Origin of the sequence: Streptomyces rubellomurinus (genome assembly GCF_000961885.1) — a bacterium.
Taxonomy (GTDB): domain Bacteria; phylum Actinomycetota; class Actinomycetes; order Streptomycetales; family Streptomycetaceae; genus Kitasatospora; species Kitasatospora rubellomurina.
Genome location: NZ_JZKH01000040.1, coordinates 47859 through 71292 on the forward strand (window position 1 = coordinate 47859; position 23434 = coordinate 71292).

The window sequence follows — 23434 nt, forward strand, 5'->3', positions numbered from 1 at the left end:
TCCCGTCCGCTGCTGACGCTCGATGCTGGTCAGGCCGGCCGAACGGGGCTCCGGCGGCCGGCTCCGCACTCTGTCGCGGTCCTCGGAGTCGGTCCGCCGGCGGGGCGCCCGCCGTGGGGCGCTGTCGCGCGGTGACCCGCGTGAAGAACAGGGCGCTGCGGCCGATCATAGGCCGCGACGGCAACGCGCGGTGACCGCCGCCAGGGTGATTCAACCGCTTTGTGATCATGTGTGGCGGTATGCGCGCACGCTCCCGGTGCACATCACATGACGTGCGCCGGGAGTGTGCGCGCCGAAGCCGCGCCCCCGGGCGCCGGTCGCGCGCCGGAACGGGCCGGATCGGACGGGCGCGTCCGGCGGGGGCTCGCGCCCCCCCCGGAGGGGTCAGCCCAGCGAGGCCGTCAGGGTGATGGTCGTGCCGGTCAGGGCCTGGCTGACCGGGCAGTTGGCCTTGGCGTCCTCGGCGGCCTTGACGAAGCCGGCCTCGTCCAGGCCGGGCACCTCGCCGACGACGGTCAGGTGGATGCCGGTGATGCCCTTGCCGGGCTGGAAGGTGACGTCGGCCTTGGTGTGCAGCTTGGCCGGCGGGGTGCCGGCGCCGGTCAGGCCGTTCGAGAGGGCCATCGAGAAGCAGGCCGAGTGGGCGCCGGCGATCAGCTCCTCCGGGCTGGTCTTCCCGTTCGGCTGCTCGGCGCGGGCCGGCCAGGAGACGGGGAACTCGCCGATCCCGGACGAGTCGAAGGTCACCAGGCCCTTGCCGTCGAGCAGGTTGCCTTCCCACTCGGTGTGCGCGGTGCGGGTGGTTGCCACGATCGGTACCTCCATCACTGGGGGGACTGCTGATACGGGGACTGCGGGGTCGTCGCATCCGGTCATGCGCGCAACAGCCTACGGGCCGTGCGCGCACCACCGGTCCAGCGACGTGTCCGGATGCTGGAACCGGGCCGTCCGGCATGGGGATCCGGAGCGGGTGCCCTGTTAGATTTGCCCGGGCCCGAGCCCGGCCGCCGTACGGTCGGGCGCCCCACCCAGACACCGGGAGCCGCCCCGATGACGGACCACCCCACGACCCCCGCCGCCGGCCCGACCGAGGGGATCGACGACGCCGTGCGGGCGGAGCTGACCAGCCTGCGCGAGAGCATCGACAACATCGACGCGGCCGTGGTCCACATGCTGGCCGAGCGGTTCAAGGCGACCCAGCGGGTGGGCCGGCTGAAGGCCGAGCACAAGCTGCCGCCGGCCGACCCGGTGCGCGAGCGGGACCAGATCAAGCGCCTGCGCGAGCTCGCCGCCGGGGCGAAGCTGGACCCGGTCTTCGCCGAGAAGTTCCTCAACTTCATCATCGCCGAGGTGATCCGGCACCACGAGGCCATCGCCCGCGCCTGACCCGCCCCGGGATGTCGGGGGCGGCTAAACGCCCGATTTCTCCACGCTCCGGGGTTGGCGTAGCGTGCAGGTTTCCCCAGCCGGAGAGGTGGAGCAGCGACGATGGCGGTGAACCTGCCCGAAACGCCCAGCGGGTCCGACCCCGGTCCGGCCCCGGACGTCGCCGCCGAGGCCGCCGGGCGTCCCGCTCCCGGTGGCCGGGCCGAGGCCCGGCGCCGTGCCCGCGGCATCCGCGGCCGGAAGGCCGGGCGGCCGGGGCGCAGGCCCCGGCCGTGGTGGATCGAGCTGCCGGTGATGGTGGTGGTGGGCCTGGCGGTCGCGCTGCTGATCAAGACCTGCCTGTTCCAGGTGTTCACCATCCCGTCCGGCTCGATGGAGAACACGCTGCGGGTCGGCGACCGGGTCGGGGTGAACAAGCTGGCGCCGCTGACCGGTTGGAAGCCGGAGCCGGGGCAGCCGGTGGTGTTCAAGGACCCGGGCGGCTGGCTGCCGCCGCAGCCCGCCGACTCGAACCCGCTGACCGGCGCGGCGAGTTCGGTGCTCTCCTTCGTCGGGCTGGTCCCGCCGAAGGACGACAACTACCTGGTCAAGCGGGTGATCGCGACCGGCGGCCAGACCGTGCAGTGCTCGGGCACCACGCTGACCGTGGACGGGAAGAAGGTCGACGAGCCGTACCTGCACCCCGGCGACGACTCCTGCGCGGGCCTGGACTTCGGCCCGGTGACGGTGCCGGCGGACCACATCTGGGTCGAGGGCGACCACCGCAGCGACTCGGCGGACTCCCGCTACCACCAGCGCGGCCCGGGCGGCGGCGCCGTGCCGGTGGACAACGTGGTCGGTCCGGTCGCGGCCGTGGTGTGGCCGGTCGGCCACTTCGACTGGTTCGGCTGGGTCGGTCGCTGACCGCCTGGCTGATCGTCTGGCTGATCGCCTGGCTGATCGCCTAGACCGAAGCCCGCTCCGGCGCCGGGACGTCCGTCGTTTCCGGCGCCTTGCCGGTCTGGGCGGCGAAGGCGCCGGCCAGGACGAGCAGGCCGCCCGCGATCTGCGGCAGGCCCAGGTGCTCGCCGAGCAGGACCCAGGCCAGCACGGTGGCGACCACCGCCTCCAGGTTGGCCACCACCCCGGCGACCGGCGGCGAGAGGTAGCCGACCGAGACCACGCCGGTCAGGTAGGCGAGCACGGTCGCGACCAGCACCATCCAGGCGGCCGGGAGCAGCGCGGGCAGGGTGTGCCCGTTCATCACCACGGACCCGCCGAGCGGGCTCCAGTCGGCCTGCCAGGGCCGGGTGAAGGCGGTGAGCAGCACGGCGCCGATGAGCAGCCCGAACGCGCTGACGGCCAGCGGGTCGACGGGGCGTTCGCCGCGCCGCCCGGCGTCGGCGAGCACGAAGTAGCCGACCTGGCAGCAGGCCGCGCCGAGGGCGAAGAGCACGCCCAGCGCGTCGAAGCTCAGGCCGTTCCACACCTCCACCACGCAGGCCAGCCCGGTCACCGCGACGCCGGCGCCGATGGCCGCGCCGCGGCCGATCGGCCTGCGCTGGACGAACTTGACGTAGCCGATGAGCAGCGGCGGCCCGAGGTACTCGATGAGCAGCGCGACGCCGACCGGGATGCGGGAGATCGCGGCGAAGTAGCAGGCCTGGACGCCGGCCACCGCGAGCAGGCCGAAGCCGAGCAGCAGGCCGGGGCGGCGCAGGACGGCGTCCCGGTGCCGGTAGGCGATCGGGAGCAGGGCGACGGCGGCGCCGGTGACCCGCAGCCACACCACGTGCAGCGGGGACAGGCCGGCCTCGATCAGCGGCTTGGCGGCGGTGCCGGAGCCGCCGAAGGCGACGGCGGAGACCAGGGCGAGGGTGAGGCCGAGGGTGCGGCCCGAGGGCCGGGCCGACGAGGCGGTTGAGCTGAGCACCGACGCATTCTGACAGTCGTACCGGCACCTCGGTAAGGTGCCATTCCGTCATTCGGTCCTGCTCTGAACTGTCCGTAGTGGCGTGGTCGCCGGCGGCCGGCGACCACGCCACTACGGGGGACCTAGTTGCCCGCCGCGGCACCCGTGTTCGTGCCGGTGCCCGTGTCCGTGCCGCCCGTGGGCTGGGTGGTCGGCTGCGTCGTCGGCTGGGTGGTGGGCGGGGTGGTCGGCTGGCCGGTCGGGGTCGGCCGGGTGGTGGGCCGGGTGGTGGGCCGGGTGGTCGGCTGCGTGGTCGGGGCCGTGGTCGCCCCGCCGCCGGTGCCGTTGTTGCCGCTCCAGCCGGTGCCGTCGTTCGGCGGCGTGCTGGCGCCGCCGGTCGGGCCGGTGGACGGGGTGCCGGTCGGCGTGCTCGGCGCGGTCGGCAGGTCGGTGGCGCCCGCGTCGCCGGCGTCGTCGGCCGGGGTCGCGAAGTCGCTCACCGGCTGGCCCTTGAGCGCGGCCTTCATGTAGCTGGTCCAGATCTGCGCCGGGTACTGGCCGCCCGCCGCGCCGTCGATCCCGCCGACGCCGCTGAGCGAGACCTGGGCGCCGGTGCCCGGGTCCTGGCCGAACAGCGCGACCGAGGTGACCAGCTCGGGGGTGTAGCCGACGAACCAGACGGACTTCTGGTCGTCCGTGGTGCCGGTCTTGCCCGCCACCGGACGGCCCAGTGCCTTCGCCCGCCAGCCGGTGCCGCCCGGGTCGCTCACGACGCCCTGCAGCATCGAGGTGACCTGGTTCGCGGTGTCCGTGCTGATCGCCTGGGTGGTCTTGTGCGCGGGCAGCTGGACGGCCTCGCCCTCGCGGTCCACCGACTGCACCATCCACGGGGTGATCTGCTTGCCGCCGTTGTCCAGCGCGGCGTACACGCCGGCCATGTCCAGCACGCTCGGGGTGGCCGCGCCCAGCGGGATGGACGGCACCGGGTCGAGCCCCGGGGTGTTGGCGGGCAGGCCCAGCGCGATGCCGGTGTCCTTCACCTTCTGCAGCCCGGTGTCCTGGGCGAGCTGGGCGAAGGCCGAGTTGACCGACCAGTCGGTGGCCTGCTGCAGGCTGATCTGGCCGTAGCTCTTGTCGCCCTCGTTCGGCGGCGCGTACGGGGTGCCCTTGCCGCCGCGGACCTTGCGGCCGCTGGTGCCGTCGTAGACCGTGCGCGGGGTGACGGTGCGGCCGTCCTGGGTCTTGGCGTTGTTCTCGAACGCGGCCGCCAGGGCGATCGCCTTGAAGGTCGAGCCGGCCTGGTAGTCGCGCCGGGTCGCGTTGTCGACGTAGTGCTTCACGTAGTCGACGCCGCCGTACAGGGCGACGACCGCGCCGGTCTTCGGGTCGACGGAGGCGGCGCCGGCCTGCGCGGCCGCGTCCTTCTTCCGCTTGTCCGGGTTCAGGGTGTCGTGCAGCTGCGCCTGGACGGAGTCCTGCAGCGCCTGCTGGCGGGCCGGGTCGATGCTCAGCTTGATCGTGTAGCCGCCCTTGGCGAGCTCGGTCTCGTTGATGATCCCGTTCGAGGTGAGGTACTGGGTGGCCGCGTCCACCAGGTAGCCGGCCTGGCCGGACAGGCCCGGGTTGGGCTGCGGGTCCTTGACGTCCGGGAACGCGGCCTTGGCCCGCTCGTCGGCGGACAGCCAGTTCTCCTTGACCATGCCGTCCATCACGTAGTTCCACCGGTTGACGGCGTTCTGCTTGCCGGCCGGGGTCGCGGTGGCCACGTCGTAGGCGCTCGGCGCGTTCAGCAGGGTCGCCAGGTAGGCGCCCTGGGCCGGGTTGAGCGCGGACGCGTCGAGGCCGAAGTAGGCCTGGGCGGCGGCCTGGATGCCGTAGGCGCCGCGGCCGTAGTAGGAGGTGTTCAGGTAGCCGGCGAGGATGTCGTCCTTGCTCTCGGTGGCGTCCACCTTGACGGCGATGAACAGCTCCTGCACCTTGCGGCTGATCGACTGCTTCTGGTTCAGGTAGGTGTTCTTCACGTACTGCTGCGTGATGGTGGAGCCGCCCTGGGTGCCCTCGCCCTTGGCGGTGTTGAAGGCGGCCCGCACCAGGCCCTGCACGTTGACGGCGCCCTCGTTGTAGAAGTTGCGGTCCTCGGCGGCCAGCGCGGCGTGCTGCGCGGCGGGGGAGACCTTGTCCAGCGTCACGTTCTGCCGGTTGGTCTGGCCGGTGCGGGTGATCACCGAACCGTCCGAGTACAGCCAGGTGTTGCTCTGCGCGACGGCGGTGGCGTTCGCGTCCGGCACCTTCACCAGGGCGATGCCCAGCGCGAACAGGCCGACGCCGAGCAGCAGCGCGCAGACGAAGCCGAGCAGCGTCATCCGCCAGGTGGGTATCAGCCGGCGCCAGCCGGTGCGCTTGGGGCGGCGCGGCTTCTTGCCGCCGACGGCCGGGCCGGTGGACCGCTTGAGCCGCTTGACCGGCCGGAGACTGATCGACGGCATCCGGCCGCCCTGGGCGTTTCGGGACAAAGCGCGGCCTTTCCTGCGGGCGGACTCGCCGGCCTGCACAGACTGGGGGCGACGGTACGGGGACCTTCGTCCCGATTCCGGTGTACTGCCCAGGACGACCCGGCGGGCCGAATGGCTCCGCCCGAGCGGCGATCGAGACCGACATCACACGCAAAACGGACGTCGAGGGCCAAAAAAATTCGAGGAGCCCCTCGCTGCTGCGAGAGGCTCCCCGATGTCTGTGCGCCGCCAGGGACTCGAACCCCGGACCCGCTGATTAAGAGTCAGCTGCTCTAACCAACTGAGCTAGCGGCGCCTGCTGACCTGGAAAACAATACACGGTTCCGAGGGGTGCTCCGGACCATCCGGGGCCACGGCCGTCCGAATCATCCCTTTCCTGCCGATTGGGGTGGAGTCGGCCCGGGGCTAGGGTGGAACGGTGCCCAGCCCCCGGCCAGCACACCGCGAGCCGTCGCTCCCCTCCCCGGACCTGCACGACGAAAGGGCCCGCTTCCTGCGGATCGGCGGGGTGCCGCTGCACGTGCGCACCGAGGGCAGCGGCCCGGTGTGCCTGCTCACCGGCGGCCTCGGCAGCAGCTGGTTCGACTGGGACCTGGTCGTCCCGTTCCTCACGCCCTACCGCACCGTCGTCCGCTTCGACCGGCCCGGCTACGGGCTGAGCGCCCCCGAGCCCGCCGCGGGAGGGCCCGCGCCCACGGCGGCCGGCGAGGCCGAGCGGATCCGGGCCGTGCTGGACGGCCTCGGGCTGCCCGGGCCCTGCACCCTGGTCGGCCACTCGCTGGCCGGCTTCCACGTCGAGGCCTTCGCCCGGCTGCACCCCGAGCGGACCGCCGCCCTGGTGCTGGTCGACGGCAGCGTCGAGCCGGCGGCCCGCCCGTACCCCGCGCCCGGGGCCCGCGACCTCGCGGTCCGCGCGCTCGCCGGGGCCGCCACCGCCGTCGCGGTGCCCTACCTGTTCGGCCCGGCCGCCCGCCGGGCGGCGGCCCGGCTCTCCACCGTCCGCCACGAGGACCTCGCCCCGGCGCCGCTGGCCCGGCACTGCTACCGCACCGGACGGGCGCTGCGCGCGCTGCTGCGGGAGAACGCCCGCTACCTCGACGTCGCCGCCGAGCTGGACGGGCTGCGCCGCACCCGGCCGCTGCCCCCGGGGCTGCCGGTCACCGTCCTGGCGGCCGACGACGGCTGCCGCAACCGCCGCACCGAGGCCCGGCTGGCCGAGCAGCGGGAGCTGGCGGCGCTGCTCGGCGCCGAGTACCGCAGCACCGCCCCGGCCGGGCACCTGGTGATGTTCGACCGCCCGGACGCGGTGGCCTCCGCCGTCCTCGAAACGGGCTGAGCCCCCGGGGCGACGCGGACGCCGGCCTCAGGCGCTCGCCGCGGACCGGCGCCGGTCCAGGGCCCGCTTCACCGCGCCGGCGACCGGCAGGCTCCGGGCCAGCTGTCGCACCGCCCGGCGGGTCGGGGCGCCCGCCGCTCCCGGGTAGAGCCGGCGGTCCAGCCGGGCCGCGCCGATCAGCCCGGCCAGCTGGTGGTCCCGCTCCTCGGCCGGGGTGGCGGGGCCGGAGTCGGCGGTGCGGGCCAGGGTCGCCGCCACCCGCCCGGCGATCAGCGCCGCGGTGTCCGGCCGTACGGCGGTCCAGCGGCGGTGGGGCAGTCCGAGGAATCGGTGGGTGGTGACGGTGAGCGCGCCCTGCCCGGTCAGCCGGTCCAGGTGGTACCGGGGGCCGGCGCGTCGGGGCAGCTTGCGGAGCGCGTGGTCGAGGGTGGTCGGCCGCCGGGCCTCGCCCGCCCGTTCCAGCTCGGCCAGCACCCCGGGGGCGAACTCGTCGCGGTCGCCCGGCGCCCGGAAGCCGGTGATCCGGCGGCCGTCGAGGGTGATCGCGCCGCCCAGGTGCAGCTCGGCGAGGGCGGCGCCGGCGATCACGGTCGGGAAGGTGGTGGGGAGCCGAAGCCGTCCGGTCGTCGGTTCGGCGCAGAGCAGCAGCAGGTCCTCGGCCAGGGGGCGCGTGTCGAAGGAGGTCATGGGGACTAGCACTACCCGCCCCGGAAACGCCTCAGGCCGCCCACCGGAGTGGACGGTCTGAGGTTGTCGGGTGCGCCGCCAGGGACTCGAACCCCGGACCCGCTGATTAAGAGTCAGCTGCTCTAACCAACTGAGCTAGCGGCGCTTGCTGACGTGGAAGACCTTACATGCCGCCCGGCCGATCCGCCGAATCGTATCCGGATGGTGACCGCGAGTGATCGACGGACGCCGGGGTGGCGGTCGAAGTGCTGGTGGAAGCGGTGGTGGTGGACGGCACGGCGGGCGCTGGCGAGCAGCGCGGTGATCACGAGGCGGGTGGCGCGGGCAGCGGAGGGTCGGTCGCGCCGCCCCCGCCGTTCCGCCACCAGCCTTGACCTTCCGCGTTGCCCGCAGGCCGCCCGTGTCGTGGGGCCCCGCGGGGCCCGCGCTCGCTTCCAACCGGGCACGAATGTAGCGGGGTGCTCCGGCCGGTCGCCGCAGCGCGCGCCGGGCGCGCCCGGAAACCCGCCGGGCTGTCACCCACTTCGCGCACCGCGCCGTCAACTACGGCTGACGGTAAGGAAAAAAGGGACATTCTCCATCATCTCGACCGTGTTCGGGCCGGGTTGACGCGGGTGTTCGGGTCGCTGCGGCGCGTCGCGCCGGTGCGTGCGTCCGGCCCCCGCCGCTGCCAGGATGCGCGGGACAGCCCACCCCGGCACCCTGTGGAGCAGCACCGATGGCCAGCGATTCCGCCGCCGCAGCACCGCGACCGCACTACGTCGATCCGCGCCCGGTGCGCCGGATGGTCCCGCGCGACCGCGACGAGCCGCACCGGGTGGCGACCCCCCTGGAACTCTTCTTCGACCTCTGCTTCGTGGTCGCGGTCGGCCAGGCCGGGCGCGAGCTCGCCCACGCGCTGGCGGCCGGGCACTACGGGGACGGCCTGCGCGGCTTCGTGCTGTCCTTCTTCGCGATCTGGTGGGCCTGGATGAACTTCACCTGGTTCGCCTCCGCCTACGACTGCGACGACGTGCCGTACCGGGTCACCACGCTGGTGCAGATCGCCGGGGTGCTGATCCTCGCGGCCGGGGTGCCGCGGCTGTTCGCCACCCACGACCTGGCGCTGCCGATCACCGGGTACGTGGTGATGCGCCTCGCGATGGTCACCCAGTGGCTGCGCGCGGCGGCGAGCGAGCAGGGCGAGGCGCGTCGGGTCGCGCTGCGCTACGCGGTCGGGATCACGCTCTGCCAGGTCGGCTGGGTGGTGATGCTGCTCCTGCCCGACGCCGCCCGGCCGGTGATCATTCCGGTCGGCGCGCTGTGCGAGCTGGCCGTGCCGGTGGTCGCCGAGCTGCGGACGCAGACCGCCTGGCACCCGCACCACATCGCGGAGCGGTACGGGCTGTTCACCCTGATCGTGCTCGGCGAGACGGTGTCCGCGGCGACGGTGGCGGTGCAGTCGGCGGTGGACGAGCACGAGGGGCTGGGCCGGCTGCTGCTGGTGGCGGTCGGCGGCCTGCTGATCTGCTTCGCCGCCTGGTGGATCTACTTCGCCCGGCCCGTCCACGGCCACCTGCGCTCCAACCGGCAGGCCTTCGCCTGGGGCTACGGCCACTACGTGGTGTTCGCCTCGGCGGCGGCGATCGGCACCGGGCTGGAGGTGGCGGTCGAGTCGGCCGTGCACAAGACGGAGATCTCCGAGACGGCCGCCACCGCGACCGTCACCGTGCCGACCGCCGTCTACCTGCTGACCGTCTGGTACCTGCACTCCCGGCACACCAAGCGCGGCCTGCTCGCGCAGGCGGTGGCGCCGACCACGGCCGTCCTGGTGCTGGCCTGCACGGCGTTCGGCGGCTCGGGGGTGCTGGCGGCGGGCCTGGTCTGCGCGCTGATGGTCGTGGTGGGGGTGGTGCTGCACAGCCGGGAGACCGCGGCGGCCTGACCGGAAACCGCTCCCGGGCCTAGACCCGGTCCTGAACCCGGTCCTGGGCCCGGTCCTGGTCCCTGTCCAGCAGCACCGGTTCGTGCCGGGCCAGCCAGGCCAGGTACGCCGGGTTGACCTTGGCCAGATCCAGGTAGGCGGCTCGCAGGTCGGCGTACAGCGCGTCCAGGGCGGGCGGGCTGAGCACCCGCGGCCGCCAGGTGAACAGCAGCCGGACGGCCAGCGGATCCCCGTGCACCGGGCGGACGACGGTGCCCGGCCCGGGCAGGGAGGTCGGCTGGCAGTGCCGGACGGCCTCGCCGGAGGCGACCAGCTCGGCGGCGGTGGCGTTGTCCCGCACCTGCACCACCCGGGGGTTGAGGCCGGCCTCGCTGAACACCCGGCGCATCGCCGCGTACTCGTGGTCGGCGGTCGGGTCCACCATCCAGGTGTCCCCGGCGAGGTCGGCCAGGTGGACGACCGGCCGGGCGGCGGCCGGGTGCCCGGCGGAGAGCGCGACGAACTGCGGCTCGCGGGCCATCAGGACGCGGTGCTCGGCGTCCGGCGGCACCCGCAGCGGGAAGCCCTCGCTCTCGTACACGAAGGCCACGTCCAGCTGGTCGGCGGCGACCATCCGCAGCAGCGCGCTGGCCGAGATGTCGACGTGGATGGTGGTGTCGGTGTCCGGCAGCCGCTCGTGCACCCGGCGCAGCCAGGCCGCGACCGCCCGGCTGCCGACGCTGCCGATGCGCAGCCGCCGGTGCCGCCCCGAGCCGGCGGTCTCGCGGGCCTCCTGGCGGGCGGCGGAGACGAGGGCCGCCATCTCGGCGATCACCGGGCGGGCCCGGGACAGCACCGAGTGGCCGAGCGCGGTGGGCCGGCTGCCGGTCTGCTCGCGGGTGAACAGGCTTCCGCCGATGGCCCGTTCGATCCGGTGCAGTTGGGTGGTGAGGGAGGGCTGGGTCATGCCGAGCTGGAGCGCGGCCTTGCGGAGGCTGCCGGTGTCGGCGATCGCGCACAGCACCCGCAGGTGTCTCACGTCGAGCTCCACGTCCGGAGCATAGACGCCGTCGACCGGCCTCGCCAAGGACATGACAGACACTCAACTCCGCCGAGTCCCGCGCCTCCTCCGCCATAAGGCCGGGCTATCGCCGGTTGGCATCATCCGCGACGGCCCCCGGCGGGTCGAAGCTCGGGGCAGCACACCGCCCCGGCCCGGCCGGGGCGGCCCCCACCGCGCGCCACCGCCGTCCGCCGGCCCCCACCGGCCCCGGCGGGCCGGCGCGTCGCGAGCCACGGAGCCCCCACATGAAGCGATCAGTGCTGTCCGCGACCCTCGGCCTGGCCCTCGCGGCCGGCCTCGCCGTCCTGCCCGCCACCGCGGCGTCCGCCGCCCCGGCCGTGCCCGCCGCCGTGCAGGGCTACACCGCCTCGGCGAACTCCGGTTCGGCGCATGCCGGTTCGACCTACGCCGGTTCGGCCCAGGAGGCGGCCGACAACCAGGCCTTCTTCCGGGCCGTGATGGCCTCCGCGAAGGCCAAGCAGGCCGCCAACCCCTGGCTGCAGACCATCACCGTCACCTACGACACCTCGGGCGCCCCCTCCTTCACCGACCAGATCGCCAACGCCGCGCAGATCTGGAACGGCTCGGTGCGCAACGTCCAGCTCCAGCAGTCCAGCGGCACCGGCGACTTCTCGTACTACGAGGGCGACGACAGCCGCGGCTCCTACGCCAGCACCGACGGCCACGGCCACGGCTACGTCTTCCTCGACTACTCGCAGAACCAGCAGTACGACTCGCTGCGCGTCACCGCGCACGAGACCGGCCACGTGCTCGGCCTGCCGGACCACTACTCCGGTCCGTGCAGCGAGCTGATGTCCGGCGGTGGCCCCGGCCCGTCCTGCACCAACCCGTACCCCGACAGCAACGAGCGCAGCCAGGTCGACGACCTCTGGGCGAACGGCGTGGCCACGGCCAAGTAGGGCCGGCCACCAGGGAGTTCGGGCACGGCGGGCCGACCGGCCGGAAACGGTCGGCCCGCCGCTCGTAACTTCCCCGCCGGGGAGCCTAGCCGCCGGCCGAACGGAATGCCAGGGGCATGGGCGGGTCAAGGCCGCTTAAAGCCGCCTCAAATCCCGGGGAATCACGGGCTATTGGATCGGGCTATCGCCGACTGGCATCATCCGCTCGCCCCGGGGGCTGCCCGAAGCTCTGGGAACACCACCCGTTCACCGGGTGCCCCCCGCGCCGGCCCCCAACCCGGCGCGGCACTCCAGGGATTCGGAGCCCCCACATGAAGCGATCCGTCCTGTCCGCGACCCTCGGCCTGGCCCTCGCGGCCGGCCTCGCCGTCCTGCCCGCCACCGCCGCGTCCGCCGCCCCGGCCGCCCCCGCCGCCGTGCAGGGCTACACCGCCTCGGCGAACTCCGGCTCGACGTACGCCGGTTCGTCCGCCGAGGCCGCGGACAACCAGGCCTTCTTCCAGGCCGTGATGGCCTCCGCGAAGGCCAAGCAGGCCGCCAACCCGGGCCTGGCGACCGTCACCGTCACCTACGACGCCAGCTCGGCGCCCAGCTTCCGCAACCAGATAGCCCAGGCCGCGCAGATCTGGAACAGCTCGGTGCAGAACGTCCAGCTGCGCTCCGGCTCGGCCGCCGACTTCCGCTACTACGAGGGCAACGACAGCCGCGGCTCCTACGCCAGCACCGACGGCCACGGGCGCGGCTACATCTTCCTCGACTACCAGCAGAACCGGCAGTACAACTCCGTCCGGGTGACCGCGCACGAGACCGGCCACGTGCTCGGCCTGCCGGACCACTACTCCGGGCCGTGCAGCGAGCTGATGTCCGGCGGCGGCCCCGGCACCTCCTGCACCAACCCGTACCCGAACGGCACCGAGCGCAGCCGGGTGAACTCCCTCTGGGCCCGCGGCTGACCCGGCACCCGTGAGTGACCCCGGGCCGGCCGACCCCCGCGGCCGGCCCGGGGCGCTGCCCTCCGGGACGCTGCCCTCCGGGGCGGTGTCGGTGGGGCGTGCGAGCATGCGGGCGAGACCCGTCCCGAAAGGTTCCGCCATGCCCCGTGCCGTCCCCGACCAGCTCGCCGACCTGCCGTACGCCGACCTGCTGCGCCCGCACACCGGGCCGCTGCGCGCCGACGCGCGCTACGACACCGCGCACTTCGACGGCGGCGAGCACACCGACGAGTCGGGCGCCGGCGCGGCCTTCCTGGAGTGCGCCTTCACCGGGGTCGCACTCAGCGGCGTCAAGCTGCGCCAGGCCCGGTTCAACGAGGTCTGGGTGCAGGCCGGCCGCTGGGTCGCCTGCGACCTGAGCGACAGCGACTGGCAGGACAGCGCCGTCACCGGCGGCGTGCTGGCCGGTATTGCCGGGTACGGCTCGGCGCTGCGCCGGGTGGTGTTCCGCGGCTGCAAGCTGGAGGCGGTCAACCTGCGCGCGGCGGTGCTGCGCGACGTGGTCTTCGAGGACTGCCTGCTGCGCGACGTGGACTTCGGCGAGGCGAAGCTGACCGGGGTGTCCTTCCCCGGCTCGACGCTGGAGGAGGTCCGGCTGCGCGGGGCCACCCTGAGCAAGGTCGACCTGCGCGGCGCCGCCCGGCTCGACCTGCCGGACGGCCACCAGGGGCTGCGCGGCGCCCTCATCAGTTCCAGCCAACTGCTGGACCTGGCGCCGCAGTTCGCCCATGCGCTGGGGATCCAGGTGAAGGATGTCTGAACAACTCGTTCACCGGTCGGTCGTTCGGCGATGGGCCGGTGAACAGTCCGCCAAAGCTTGAGCGAGGGGTCTGTCCCGCCGCTCCCACCTGCGCAACGATGCTCGCCGTTCGGGTGCTGGGACACGACCTGTATACACACCTCGGGATTGGACGGGCCGGTCAGATGGCAGAGCTGAATCGCAGGAAGTTCATGGCGCTCTCCGCGAGCGCCGCGGCGGGAGCGGCGGTGACCGGCGGGTCCGTCGCCGCCGGCGGCAGCCCGGCGGCGGCCGCGACGACGAGCACCACCGGGACCATCACCGACGTCCAGCACGTCGTGATCCTCATGCAGGAGAACCGGAGCTTCGACCACTACTTCGGCACGCTCAAGGGCGTCCGCGGCTTCGCCGACCGGGCCGCCATCCAGATCCCCGGCGGCTACAGCGTCTTCAACCAGCCGAACGGCCTGTTCGCCCGCCAGTACCCGTGGGCGCTCAGCGCGAGCAGCGGCGAGCAGATCGCGCAGTGCAACGGCGACCTCTCGCACGCCTGGTCCGACCAGCACAAGGCCTGGAACGGCGGCAAGATGGACTCCTGGGTGTCCGCCAAGGGCACCGTCCGCACCCTCGGCTACCTGCAGCGCGCCGACATCCCGTTCCACTACGCGCTCGCCGACAACTGGACCATCTGCGACGCCTACCACTGCTCGGTGCTCAGCGCGACCGGCCCCAACCGCACCTACCACTGGTCGGGCTGGATCGACCCGGCCGGCACCGCGGGCGGCCCGGCCTACGACGGCGGCGACGAGAAGGGCCTGCACTGGCAGACCTACGCCGAGGCGCTGGAGAACGCCGGCGTCAGCTGGAAGGTCTACCAGAACGCCGCCGACAACTTCGGCGACAACGCCCTCGCCTACTTCAACCAGTTCTCCGGCGCCCCGGCCGGCAGCCCGCTGGCCGTCAAGGGCATGGGCTCCGTCCCCAAGGTCACCGGCCGGACCCCGGACGACATCGCCGCCGCGATCAAGGCCGACGTACTGGCCGGCACCCTGCCGCAGGTCTCCTGGATCGTCGCCGACCAGCAGTCCTCCGAGCACCCGTACGCCACCCCCGAGGACGGCGCGCACTTCGTCCACCTGGTGATGGACGCCCTGAACGCGGACCCCACCGTGTTCAACTCGACCGTCCTGCTGCTCAACTACGACGAGAACGACGGCTTCTTCGACCACGTCCCGCCGCCCGCCGCGCCCGCCGGCACCGCGGACGAGTTCTACAACTCCACCAACATCGGCCTCGGATTCCGCGTCCCGCTGATCGCCATCTCCCCGTGGAGCCGCGGCGGTTGGGTCAACTCCGAGACCTTCGACCACACCTCGGTGCTGCGCTTCCTGGAGGTGTGGACCGCCGCGCTCGGCCGGCCCGCCCGGTGCGCCAACATCAGCGCCTGGCGCCGGAAGGTCTGCGGCGACCTCACCTCGGTCTTCGACTTCGCCAACCCGGTCTACGGCATGCCCGCGCTGCCCGACACCTCGCAGACCATCGGGCTGTCCACCTGCGGCCCGCTGCCCAACCCTTCGCCGACCAACAACGCGCTGCCCGCCCAGGAGCCCGGCACCCGCCCGGCCCGCGCCCTGCCGTACCAGCCGAACGCCAACCTGGACCACTGGGACACCAACGCCGGCGGCGTCATGCACGTCTGGCTGAAGATGACCGACGACGGCGCCGCCCGCGCCGCGCACTTCTCCGCCTACGCCAACGCCTACCGCGGCGGCGGCCCCTGGCAGTACACGGTGGACCCGGGCGGCCAGGTCACCGACTTCTTCAACTGCGGCACCAACGGCTTCGGCAACGGCAAGTACGACCTGTCCGTGGTCGGCCCGAACCGCTTCCTGCGCCGCTTCACCGGCGACCTCACCCAGCCGGGCAAGAACGCCGCCGTCACCGCCTCGTACGCGGTCGAGCCGGGCACCGGCAAGCTCGCGGTCTACTTCAGGATGGCCAACGCGGGCAGCACGCCGATCACCTTCACCATCACGTCCAACAACTACCGCACGGACGGCCCCTGGACGTACCAGGTCCCGGCCGGCGGCAGCGTCAGCGACTTCTTCAACGCCGTCGCCTACAACAACGGCTGGTACGACTTCACCGTCACCGTGGACGTCGACGGCAGCTGGTCGCAGCGCTTCACCGGCCACCTGGAGACGGGCGCGGCCAGCGTCAGCGGCTGATCCGCACCGCTTACGCGTACGGGCCCCGGGGGAACCACGGATCGTGGACCTCCCGGGGCCCGTACGGCGTCAGCAGGGTGACGGTCAGCGGCGCCGCCGCGTACTCGGCGAGCAGCACCGCGCCGTGCCGGGTCACCAGCTCGGCCTGCACCGGCACCGGCAGCTTGCTCAGCGCCCGGCGCAGCTGCAGCGCGTCCCGCCGGCTGACCGGCTGCGGGGCGCGCAGCACCAGCCGCAGCGGGCTCAGCGGACCGGTGACCGGTACGCCGGAGGCGAGCTCGTAGCCGACCGCGCCGATCGGGCCCCAGGGCAGCCGGTGGTCCGCGACCAGCCGTCCGGCCTCCGGCAGCAGGGCCAGGGCGGGGACGGCGGCGATCCGCTCGGGGGCCGGCCGGCCGTGCCGCTCGGCGAGCCGCTCCGGCCGCAGGGTCCGGGCCACGGCCGCCCAGGGGGCCAGCGCCTCCAGCCGCTGCCCGGGGCGGGGGCCGCGCACGGTCACCGGGATCCAGTGCTCGGGCGCCGCCTCCGGGTCGCGGGTGCAGCGCCGCGGGTGCGGCAGGTCGGCCGGGGCGCCGGTCACGGCGGGTGCCCGGCCGACCGTCACCCACGGGTGGGCGCGCAGCACCGTCCGCGCCCAGTCGGGCAGTTCGCCGCCGGCCACCGGGCGCAGCGAGCTGGGGCACTGCATCAGCAGCAGGTCGTGCGGGCCGGGCAGCCGCCCGTCCAGCGCGGCCAGCGGGCCGACCTGCCGGCGCGGCCCGTCGTGCGGGTCGTCGATCGCGTTCCTCACACCGCCACCCTGCGCCCGGCGCGGGCCGCCGGGCCACGGCCGTTGGGCGCGACCGACCGGGACCAAGGACCCAACGGGGCCGATGGTTCGAGGTGCATCCGTACGGCCCCGGTGTGAGAGTGGGGGCAGCCCGGCATTCCGTCGTTCCGCATTCCGTCGTTCCGGAGGAGGAGTCATGGGCATCTTCGACAGGTTGTTCCACCGCGCCCCGCACCACGAGGAGACCGGCGCGGACGCCGCCCAGCGGGCCGCCCTCGCCCACGACGAGGCCGCCGACGCGTACACCGACGACGTCGAGCGCAGCCGGGAGTCGCAGGAGCGGACGGCGCAGGACGAGGCCGACCGGCGTGCCGCCGAGAACATGACGGCCGAGGGCGACCCCTGGGGCTGAGCCCCTTCGAGTCCTACCGGCGAGTCCCACCGGCGAGTCCTACCGGCGAGTCCCACGCGAGTCCTACCGGCCCCGCGGCGGCAGCGGCGGGCGCCGCAGGTCCGGCCGGGGCGTGTCCTCGGGCGGGGGCGTCGCCGCGGGCGCGTCCTCCAGCAGCTCCAGGGCCAGCTGGACGGCCGCGACCAGTTCGGGGTGGTGGCCGCGCGCCCAGTCCCGGGGGGCGCGCAGCACGTGCACGTCCGGTTCGACGCCGCGGTTCTCCACCGACCAGCCGAGCCCGCCGCCGAACCAGGACGCGTTCTTCGGCACCGAGATCTGGGTGCCGTCGCCGAGGGTGTGCCGCCCGGTCATCCCGACCACCCCGCCCCAGGTGCGGGTGCCGATGACCGGGCCGAGGCCGAGCAGTTTGATCGCCGCGATGACGACGTCGCCGTCCGAGCTGGTGGCCTCGTCGGCGAGCGCGACCAGCGGGCCGCGCAGCGCGTGGCGGGGCCAGCGGACGGGCCGGCGGTCGCGGCTGAAGTCCCAGGCGAGGACCTGCCGGGTGAGCTTCTCCAGGACGAGTTCGGAGACGTTGCCGCCGGCGTTGCCGCGCACGTCCAGCACCAGGGCGGGCTTGTCGAGTTCGCGCCGCAGGTCGCGGTTGAACTGCGCCCAGCCGGAGCCGCCGAGGTCGGGGATGTGCAGGTAGCCGCACCGGCCGTCGCTGAACTCCCGGACCAGGGCGCGGCGCCGGGTCACCCAGTCCTGGTAGCGGATGGGCCGCTCGTCGGTCAGCGGGGTGACCGCGATCCGCCGCACCGGGCCGTCCGGGCCGGTGCGCAGGGCGAGTTCGACGGTGGTGCCGCCGGTGCCGGCCAGCAGCGGCAGCGGGCCGCGGTGCGGGTCGACCGGGCGGCCGCCGACCTCCAGCAGTTCGTCGCCGTCGCGCACGCCCTGGGCGGCGAGCGGGGCGCGGGCGCGCGGGTCGGAGGACTCGCCGGGCAGCACCCGGTCGAGCAGCCAGCGGCCGTCCGGGCTGCGGTGCGCGGTGGCGCCGAGCAGGCCGAGCGGCTGCTGGCCGAGGGTGGGGCCCTCGCCGCGGCGGGAGGGGGTGACGTAGGCGTGCGAGGTGCCGAGTTCGCCGAGGAGTTCGCGCAGCAGGTCGGCGAAGTCGTCGGGTGTGCAGACGCGCTCCAGCAGCGGCTCGTACTGGGCGACCAGGGCGGGCCAGTCCAGGCCGGACATCCGCTCGTCCCAGAACTGGTCCCGGACGATCCGGGCGGCCTCGTGGTAGGCCTGGCGCCACTCGGCGGCCGGGTGCACGGTGTGGGTGATCCGGCGCAGGTCGACGGACGTCCCGGCGGAGGGCGCGGTGGCGGGGACGATCCGCAGGGTGCCGGCCGAGTAGACGGCGATGGAGCCGCCGTCCCCGGACACGGCGTAGCCGTCCAGCTTGTCGACCAGGGTGGTGCGGGTGCCCCGGGCCAGGTCGAAGTGCTCCAGCGAGGGGCGGGCGGAGGTGTCGTCGGGGTTGGCGAAGGTCTGCCCGAGGGTGCCGGAGATCGGCCAGCGCAGCCAGACCAGGCCGCCGCGCACCGCGTCGGTGGCCGAGTACTTGGAGGAGATCACCGGGAACTGCAGCAGCCGTTCGCCGATGCCCTGCGGGTCGACGCGGACGGTGCCGTCCCCGCCGCCGTTGCCGCGCGGGGTGCCGTCCTCGCTCGGGGCGGCGAACGGGGAGGGCGTGTCGGCGGCGAGCGGGACGAGGTACGGGCGGCAGCCGAGCGGGAAGGAGAGGTCGCCGGTGTGCACGTCGTGGACGGGGTCGAAGCCGCGCCAGGACAGGAACGCCAGGTAGCGGCCGTCCCGGGTGAAGACCGGCTGCTCGTCCTCGAAGCGCCCGTCGGTGACCTCGGTGATCGGCGCGGGCGCGTCGGTGCGGGTGAGCCGGATGCGGCGCAGCGAGCGCCCGGCGACCGGCTGGGACCAGGCGATCCAGTGCGAGTCGGGGGAGAAGCGGGCGCTGGAGACGGGCCCGTAGCCGGAGGCGGCGAGTTCGCGGACCGCGCCGTCCGCGGCGGAGACCAGCAGCAGCCGCCCGTCCGAGGAGGCGACGGCGAGGCGGGTGCCGTCCGGGGCGGCGGTCAGTTCCAGGACGCGGCCGAGCCGGCCGGCGGCGAGCACCCGGTGGCGGTGCTTCGGGCCGCTCTCGTGCCCGGGGGCGGCCTCGTGCCCGGGCAGCGGCATCACCTCGATCGCGTCGGCGCCCTCGGCGTCGGTGATCCAGGCGGCCTCGCCGGTGTGCCCGAGCACCACCGGCAGCCTGGTCCGCACGCCGGGGGTGTCGGCGAGCGCGCGGGCCGGGCCGTCCTTGTGGGTGAGCCAGTACTGGCTGCCGCGCACGGTGATCACCCCGGCCCGGCCGCTCTGGTCGCAGGCGAGGTCCTTGACCTGGGCGGCGGCGCCGACCTGGTACGGGCGGCGGCCGGCCCGGGCGCCGCCGAGCGGGACGTGCAGCCGGCGCGGGGCGGGGGCGTCCAGGCCGTCCAGCAGCCAGAGGTCGCCGGCGTGCTGGTAGACGATCCGGGTGCCGTCGCCGGCGGCCTCGCGGGCGTAGTAGGAGGCGTGGTCGGTGTGCCGGCGCAGGTCGGTGCCGTCCGGGCGGCAGGAGTAGACGTTGCCGATGCCTTCGTGGTCGGAGAGGAAGGCGATCCGGTCCCCGTGGGGCCCGGCGACGGGCATGGGGGAGGAGAGGTGGCCGGGGTGGTCGGGCAGGATCCGCTCGCCGTCGACCCAGAGCCGGCCGGTCGCGCCGCCGCGGTAGCGCTTCCAGGCGGCGGGCGCGTGCGGGGCGGTGCCGGTGAGCAGGACGGTGCGGGTGCGGCTCATCTGGGCGTCGCCGACCGGGCCCCAGGGCATCCGGCGGCCGGGGGAGCCGTCCGGCGGCAGGGCGTGCGCCCAGGTGTAGTGGCCGAAGGGCTCGTGGTAGGAGGTGACGGCCAGCACCTCGCCGTCCGGGAGCCAGCCGCGCACCCGGGTGTCCTGGCTGCCCCAGAAGCTGAGCCGGGCGGCCTCGCCGCCCCCGACCGGGGCGGTCCACACCTCGGGGGTGGGGCCGAGCCAGCTGGTCCAGGCGAGGACGGTGCCGTCCGGGGAGAAGCGGGGGTGGCTGACCCGGGTGCGGTCGCAGGTGATGCGCCAGGCCCGGCCGGTGCCGCCGTCGCCGTCCAGCGGGGCGACCCAGACGTCGTCCTCGGCCGTGAAGGCGAGCAGGTCACCGTGCAGGTGGGGGTGGCGGAGGTAGCCGGGCTGGGTCACCTCTCCATCCTTCGACGGGGTGTCACCCCCGGCAACCCGGGCGGGCTGACTGCGACCGGTCCGGACCGTTGACGGCGTACCGGCGGATCCCCTTCAGTGGTCTCGTCCAACTCGGGTGCCGGGCCGGGGGTGTCCGAGGGCGCGCCGGGGCACGCGCCAGTGGCGAATCCTCCTCCGTGCTTGAACCTGACACCGGTGTGAGGTCCGAGCATGGCCCCATGGCGACCACACAGCTCACAACCACGGTATCCCGCAAGGACTTTCCGCTTCCGGCGCTGCTCGCCCTGGCCACTGCCGTCTTCGTCACCGCGCTCACCGAGACCCTGCCCGCCGGCGTGCTGCCCGGCATGGGCGGGTCGCTCGGGGTGAGCGAGTCGGCCGCCGGGCAGACCGTCACCGTCTACGCGGTCGGCACCGCCGCGACCGCGATCCCGCTCACCGCGGCCACCGCCGGCTGGGGCCGCAAGCGGCTGCTGCTCACCGCGATGGCCGGCTTCGCCGCCGCCAACACCGTCACCGCGGCCTCCGGCAGCTACCCGCTCACCCTGGCCGCCCGCTTCCTCGCGGGCGTCGCGGCCGGCCTGGCCTGGGCGCTGCTGGCCGGGTACGCGCGGCGGCTGGTGCCGGCCGACCAGCAGGGCCGGGCGATGGCGGTGGCGATGGCGGGGGTGCCGGTGGCGCTGTCCCTGGGAGTGCCGGTCGGCACCTTCCTCGGCCACGCGCTCGACTGGCGGGTGCCCTTCCTGGCCATGACGGCACTGGCGCTCGGCGTGGTCGGCTGGATCGCGGCCCTGCTGCCCGAGCAGCCCGGCCGGGCGGTCGGCGAGCGGCCGGAGGCCGGCGGGGGAGTGCGGCGCGCGCTCGCCGTGCCCGGGGTGGTCCCGGTGCTCGCCGTGACGGTGCTCCTCGTGCTCGCCCACACCATCCTGTTCACCTACGTCGCCCCCTTCCTCGACCGGGCCGGCCTGGACGGGAGCGTCGGCACCGTGCTGCTGGTCTTCGGGCTGGCCTCGCTGCTGAGCATCTGGTTCGTCGGCGCCCACATCGACCGCCGGCTACGGCAGTTGACGATCGGCGCCGCGCTGCTGATCGCCCTGGCCGCGGGGCTGCTCGGCCTCTGGTCGCACAGCGCGCCGCTGGTCCACCTCGCCGCCCTGCTCTGGGGCCTGGGCTGGGGCGGCGCGCCGACCCTGCTGCAGACCGCGGTCGGCGACGCGGGCGGCGAACGGGCGGACGCCGCCCAGGCGATGCTGGTCACCCTGTGGAACGCGGCGATGGCGGGCGGCGGGGTGGTCGGCGGCCTCGTGCTCGGCCGCCTCGGCACCGGCGCGCTGCCCTGGACGGTGCTCGCCCTGCTGCTGCCGGCCCTCGCGGTGGTCCTCGCCGCCCGCCGCCACGGCTTCCCCGCCGAGCGCGGTCGGGCCGTCCGGGTCTAGCCGTCTGGGTCTAGCCGAACAGCAGCACGTTCGCCTCCGCCGCCACCTCGGGCGACGCCTTGGCGAGCGAGCCGGCGCCGTACGGCGGCTGCGGGTCGTACTCGATCAGCAGCTGGATCGCCTGCGCGGTCGTGTCCCCGGCGAGCCGGCCGGTCAGCGTCAGCGCGAGGTCGATCCCGGCCGAGACCCCGGCGGCGGTGGCGTACTTGCCGTCGACGACGACCCGCTCCGCCCCGGTCGGCTCGGCCCCGAACCGGCTCAGCTCGTCCAGACAGCACCAGTGCGAGGTGGCCCGGCGGCCCTCCAGCAGCCCGGCGGCGCCCAGCAGCAGCGAGCCGGAGCAGACCGAGGTGGTCCAGGTGGTGGTCGCGTCCACCCGGCGCACCCAGTCGAGCAGCGCCTCGTCCGCCAGCTGCGCGTTCGTGCCGGGCCCGCCGGGCACCAGCAGCAGGTCGGCCGAGTCCACCTCGTCCAGGGCGGCGTCCGCGGTGAGCGCCAGGCTGCTCATGTCGTTGCGGACGGGCCCGCGCTCGGCGGCGGTGAACACCACCTCGGCGCCCGGGATCCGGGAGAGCACCTCGTACGGGCCGACCGCGTCCAGGGTGGTGAACTCGGGGTAGAGCAGAACGGCGATGCGCATCATCGACCTCCATCGGGAGTGGAACGGAAGCGGCGTCGGTACTCGGCGGGCGGGGCGGCCAGGGACCGGACGAAGGCGCGCCGCATCGCCTCCGGGGTGCCGTAGCCGCAGGAGCGGGCGATCTCCTCGATGCCGTCCTCGGTGTCCTCCAGCAGTCGCCGGGCGGCCTCCAGCCGGACCCCGTCCACGTAGCGGCCCGGGGTGACCCCCACCTCGGCGGCGAAGGACCGGGCGAAGTGCCGCGGCGACAGCGCCACGCGGGCGGCCAGCGCCTCGACCGACAGGTCGGTCTCCGGGTGCTCGGCGATCCACCGCTGCACCTCGCGCAGCGGCTGCCGGGCCGCCACCTGGGCGGCCAGCTGGGTGCTGAACTGGGCCTGGTTGCCCGGCCGGCGCAGGAAGACCACCAGGTGGCGGGCGATCAGCAGCGCGGTGTCCCGGCCGAGGTCCTCCTCGACCAGGGCCAGGGCCAGGTCGATCCCGGCGGTGACCCCGGCCGAGGTGGCGACGTGCCCGTCCCGGACGTGGATCGGATCCGGGTCGACCGCCACGTCCGGGAACCGCCGGGCCAGCTCCTCGCAGTACGCCCAGTGCGTGGTCGCCCGGCGCCCGGCGAGCAGCCCGGCCTCGGCGAGCAGGAAGGCCCCGGTGCACACCGACACCACCCGCTCGGCCCGCCCGGCCAGCTCCCGGATCCGCGCGACCAGGTCCGCGTCCGGGCGCTCGTCCGGGTCCTCGTCCAGGTCCGGGTCCGCGTCCTCGTCCGGGCCCCCGGGGCGCACCCCGCCCGGCACCACCAGGGTGTGGACGGGGCCGACCTCGGCCAGGTCCGCGTCCGGCAGCAGCCGCAGCCCGCTGGAGCTGCGCACCGGCGCGCCGCCCGGCGAGGCCGTGGTCACCCGGTACGCGCCCGGCCGCCGGGCGGCCGCGGCGGCGCCCGCGAACACCTCCACGGGGCCGGTGACGTCCAGGCTCTGCACGCCCTCGTAGAGGACGACGACCACGCTGCGCGCTCTCATGCGGCCAGCCTGTCAGCGGGCCGGGACGGCAGCAATGACCTGCTTCCCACCTTTCCTGCCACCGGCAGGCAGGTGCGTACGGCAAAACGCCGGAAGGCCCCTCGCTCTCGCGAAGGGCCTTCCGGCTGTCTGTGCGCCGCCAGGGACTCGAACCCCGGACCCGCTGATTAAGAGTCAGCTGCTCTAACCAACTGAGCTAG

The 23434-nt window shown here is 74.5% G+C and carries 19 protein-coding genes and 2 tRNA genes; 10 read left to right on the forward strand and 11 right to left on the reverse strand.

Annotated elements, in window-relative coordinates; all coding sequences use genetic code 11:
- Window positions 1–384: 384 nt before the first annotated feature.
- Entirely contained in the window at window positions 385–810 is a 426-nt protein-coding gene (locus VM95_RS20230; protein ID WP_045698880.1) for an OsmC family protein, read from the reverse strand.
- Window positions 811–1050: 240 nt separating this feature from the next.
- On the opposite strand from VM95_RS20230, the gene VM95_RS20235 reads away from it, so the two are divergent.
- Both VM95_RS20235 and lepB read left to right on the forward strand, forming a co-directional pair.
- Window positions 1051–1386: a chorismate mutase gene (locus VM95_RS20235; RefSeq protein WP_045698828.1), complete on the forward strand. Its 336-nt coding sequence runs from the start codon at window positions 1051–1053 to the stop codon at window positions 1384–1386.
- Window positions 1387–1488: 102 nt separating this feature from the next.
- Window positions 1489–2289 (forward strand): signal peptidase I, encoded by an 801-nt coding sequence (gene lepB / locus VM95_RS20240; RefSeq protein WP_052707468.1) that lies wholly within the window; start codon window positions 1489–1491, stop codon window positions 2287–2289.
- 40 nt (window positions 2290–2329) lie between these two features.
- On the opposite strand, the gene VM95_RS20245 is transcribed toward lepB, so the two are convergent.
- From VM95_RS20245 to VM95_RS20255, 3 genes are all read right to left on the reverse strand, one after another.
- Entirely contained in the window at window positions 2330–3298 is a 969-nt protein-coding gene (locus tag VM95_RS20245) for an EamA family transporter (RefSeq protein ID WP_045698831.1), read from the reverse strand.
- 122 nt (window positions 3299–3420) lie between these two features.
- Entirely contained in the window at window positions 3421–5763 is a 2343-nt protein-coding gene (locus VM95_RS20250; protein WP_045698882.1) for a transglycosylase domain-containing protein, read from the reverse strand.
- Between the two features lie 248 nt (window positions 5764–6011).
- Window positions 6012–6085, reverse strand: a tRNA-Lys gene (locus tag VM95_RS20255).
- 174 nt (window positions 6086–6259) lie between these two features.
- On the opposite strand from VM95_RS20255, the gene VM95_RS20260 reads away from it, so the two are divergent.
- Window positions 6260–7126, forward strand: coding sequence for an alpha/beta fold hydrolase (locus VM95_RS20260; RefSeq protein ID WP_045698883.1), 867 nt, complete (start codon window positions 6260–6262; stop codon window positions 7124–7126).
- Window positions 7127–7153: 27 nt separating this feature from the next.
- On the opposite strand, the gene VM95_RS20265 is transcribed toward VM95_RS20260, so the two are convergent.
- The gene (locus tag VM95_RS20265; protein WP_045698833.1) at window positions 7154–7813 is read right to left on the reverse strand and encodes a GOLPH3/VPS74 family protein; all 660 of its coding nucleotides are present in this window, start codon (window positions 7811–7813) and stop codon (window positions 7154–7156) included.
- A gap of 71 nt (window positions 7814–7884) precedes the next feature.
- Window positions 7885–7958: transfer RNA gene (locus VM95_RS20270), tRNA-Lys, on the reverse strand.
- Window positions 7959–8531: 573 nt separating this feature from the next.
- Between VM95_RS20270 and VM95_RS20275 the strand changes: the two genes are divergently transcribed.
- Window positions 8532–9737 (forward strand): low temperature requirement protein A, encoded by a 1206-nt coding sequence (locus tag VM95_RS20275; RefSeq protein ID WP_045698835.1) that lies wholly within the window; start codon window positions 8532–8534, stop codon window positions 9735–9737.
- 19 nt (window positions 9738–9756) lie between these two features.
- On the opposite strand, the gene VM95_RS20280 is transcribed toward VM95_RS20275, so the two are convergent.
- Window positions 9757–10767: a LysR family transcriptional regulator gene (locus VM95_RS20280; RefSeq protein ID WP_244178859.1), complete on the reverse strand. Its 1011-nt coding sequence runs from the start codon at window positions 10765–10767 to the stop codon at window positions 9757–9759.
- Window positions 10768–11024: 257 nt separating this feature from the next.
- Here VM95_RS20280 and snpA (VM95_RS20285) point away from each other — a divergent pair, with 257 nt between their 5' ends.
- The 4 genes from snpA (VM95_RS20285) (at window position 11025) to VM95_RS20300 (ending at window position 15658) form a co-directional block, all read left to right on the forward strand.
- Window positions 11025–11699 (forward strand): snapalysin, encoded by a 675-nt coding sequence (gene snpA, locus VM95_RS20285; protein WP_045698837.1) that lies wholly within the window; start codon window positions 11025–11027, stop codon window positions 11697–11699.
- Between the two features lie 311 nt (window positions 11700–12010).
- Window positions 12011–12652 (forward strand): snapalysin, encoded by a 642-nt coding sequence (gene snpA / locus VM95_RS20290; protein WP_208615492.1) that lies wholly within the window; start codon window positions 12011–12013, stop codon window positions 12650–12652.
- 139 nt (window positions 12653–12791) lie between these two features.
- Window positions 12792–13451 (forward strand): pentapeptide repeat-containing protein, encoded by a 660-nt coding sequence (locus VM95_RS20295; protein ID WP_045698839.1) that lies wholly within the window; start codon window positions 12792–12794, stop codon window positions 13449–13451.
- A 164-nt stretch (window positions 13452–13615) separates the two neighbouring features.
- On the forward strand, window positions 13616–15658 hold the full coding sequence (locus tag VM95_RS20300) for a phosphocholine-specific phospholipase C (protein ID WP_045698841.1): 2043 nt from the start codon (window positions 13616–13618) through the stop codon (window positions 15656–15658).
- A 10-nt stretch (window positions 15659–15668) separates the two neighbouring features.
- Here the strand turns inward: VM95_RS20300 and VM95_RS20305 are convergent, their stop codons facing one another.
- Entirely contained in the window at window positions 15669–16448 is a 780-nt protein-coding gene (locus VM95_RS20305; RefSeq protein WP_052706827.1) for a phosphoribosyl-dephospho-CoA transferase MdcG domain-containing protein, read from the reverse strand.
- 175 nt (window positions 16449–16623) lie between these two features.
- Here VM95_RS20305 and VM95_RS41685 point away from each other — a divergent pair, with 175 nt between their 5' ends.
- Complete coding sequence (locus VM95_RS41685; protein ID WP_045698843.1) at window positions 16624–16839, forward strand: hypothetical protein; 216 nt, start codon at window positions 16624–16626, stop codon at window positions 16837–16839.
- 63 nt (window positions 16840–16902) lie between these two features.
- Here the strand turns inward: VM95_RS41685 and VM95_RS20315 are convergent, their stop codons facing one another.
- Entirely contained in the window at window positions 16903–20139 is a 3237-nt protein-coding gene (locus VM95_RS20315) for a S41 family peptidase (protein ID WP_045698845.1), read from the reverse strand.
- Window positions 20140–20357: 218 nt separating this feature from the next.
- Here VM95_RS20315 and VM95_RS20320 point away from each other — a divergent pair, with 218 nt between their 5' ends.
- Window positions 20358–21575, forward strand: coding sequence for an MFS transporter (locus VM95_RS20320; protein WP_045698847.1), 1218 nt, complete (start codon window positions 20358–20360; stop codon window positions 21573–21575).
- 10 nt (window positions 21576–21585) lie between these two features.
- Here VM95_RS20320 and VM95_RS20325 read toward each other — a convergent pair whose 3' ends face one another.
- Both VM95_RS20325 and VM95_RS20330 read right to left on the reverse strand, forming a co-directional pair.
- Window positions 21586–22215, reverse strand: coding sequence for a DJ-1/PfpI family protein (locus tag VM95_RS20325; RefSeq protein WP_045698850.1), 630 nt, complete (start codon window positions 22213–22215; stop codon window positions 21586–21588).
- A complete protein-coding gene (locus VM95_RS20330) occupies window positions 22215–23234 on the reverse strand; it encodes a GlxA family transcriptional regulator (RefSeq protein WP_045698852.1) in 1020 nt (339 codons plus the stop codon). The genes VM95_RS20325 and VM95_RS20330 overlap by 1 nt, the downstream gene beginning before the upstream one ends.
- Window positions 23235–23434: the final 200 nt, after the last annotated feature.

Coding starts and splice junctions, on each gene's coding strand:
- VM95_RS20235 (WP_045698828.1), top strand. CDS start 1,051: ATGACGGACCACCCCACGACCCCCGCCGCCGGCCCGACCGAGGGGATC.
- lepB (WP_052707468.1), top strand. CDS start 1,489: ATGGCGGTGAACCTGCCCGAAACGCCCAGCGGGTCCGACCCCGGTCCG.
- VM95_RS20250 (WP_045698882.1), bottom strand. CDS start 5,763: ATGCCGTCGATCAGTCTCCGGCCGGTCAAGCGGCTCAAGCGGTCCACC.
- VM95_RS20265 (WP_045698833.1), bottom strand. CDS start 7,813: ATGACCTCCTTCGACACGCGCCCCCTGGCCGAGGACCTGCTGCTGCTC.
- VM95_RS20275 (WP_045698835.1), top strand. CDS start 8,532: ATGGCCAGCGATTCCGCCGCCGCAGCACCGCGACCGCACTACGTCGAT.
- snpA (WP_045698837.1), top strand. CDS start 11,025: ATGAAGCGATCAGTGCTGTCCGCGACCCTCGGCCTGGCCCTCGCGGCC.
- snpA (WP_208615492.1), top strand. CDS start 12,011: ATGAAGCGATCCGTCCTGTCCGCGACCCTCGGCCTGGCCCTCGCGGCC.
- VM95_RS20295 (WP_045698839.1), top strand. CDS start 12,792: ATGCCCCGTGCCGTCCCCGACCAGCTCGCCGACCTGCCGTACGCCGAC.
- VM95_RS20300 (WP_045698841.1), top strand. CDS start 13,616: ATGGCAGAGCTGAATCGCAGGAAGTTCATGGCGCTCTCCGCGAGCGCC.
- VM95_RS41685 (WP_045698843.1), top strand. CDS start 16,624: ATGGGCATCTTCGACAGGTTGTTCCACCGCGCCCCGCACCACGAGGAG.
- VM95_RS20320 (WP_045698847.1), top strand. CDS start 20,358: ATGGCGACCACACAGCTCACAACCACGGTATCCCGCAAGGACTTTCCG.
- VM95_RS20325 (WP_045698850.1), bottom strand. CDS start 22,215: ATGCGCATCGCCGTTCTGCTCTACCCCGAGTTCACCACCCTGGACGCG.
- VM95_RS20330 (WP_045698852.1), bottom strand. CDS start 23,234: ATGAGAGCGCGCAGCGTGGTCGTCGTCCTCTACGAGGGCGTGCAGAGC.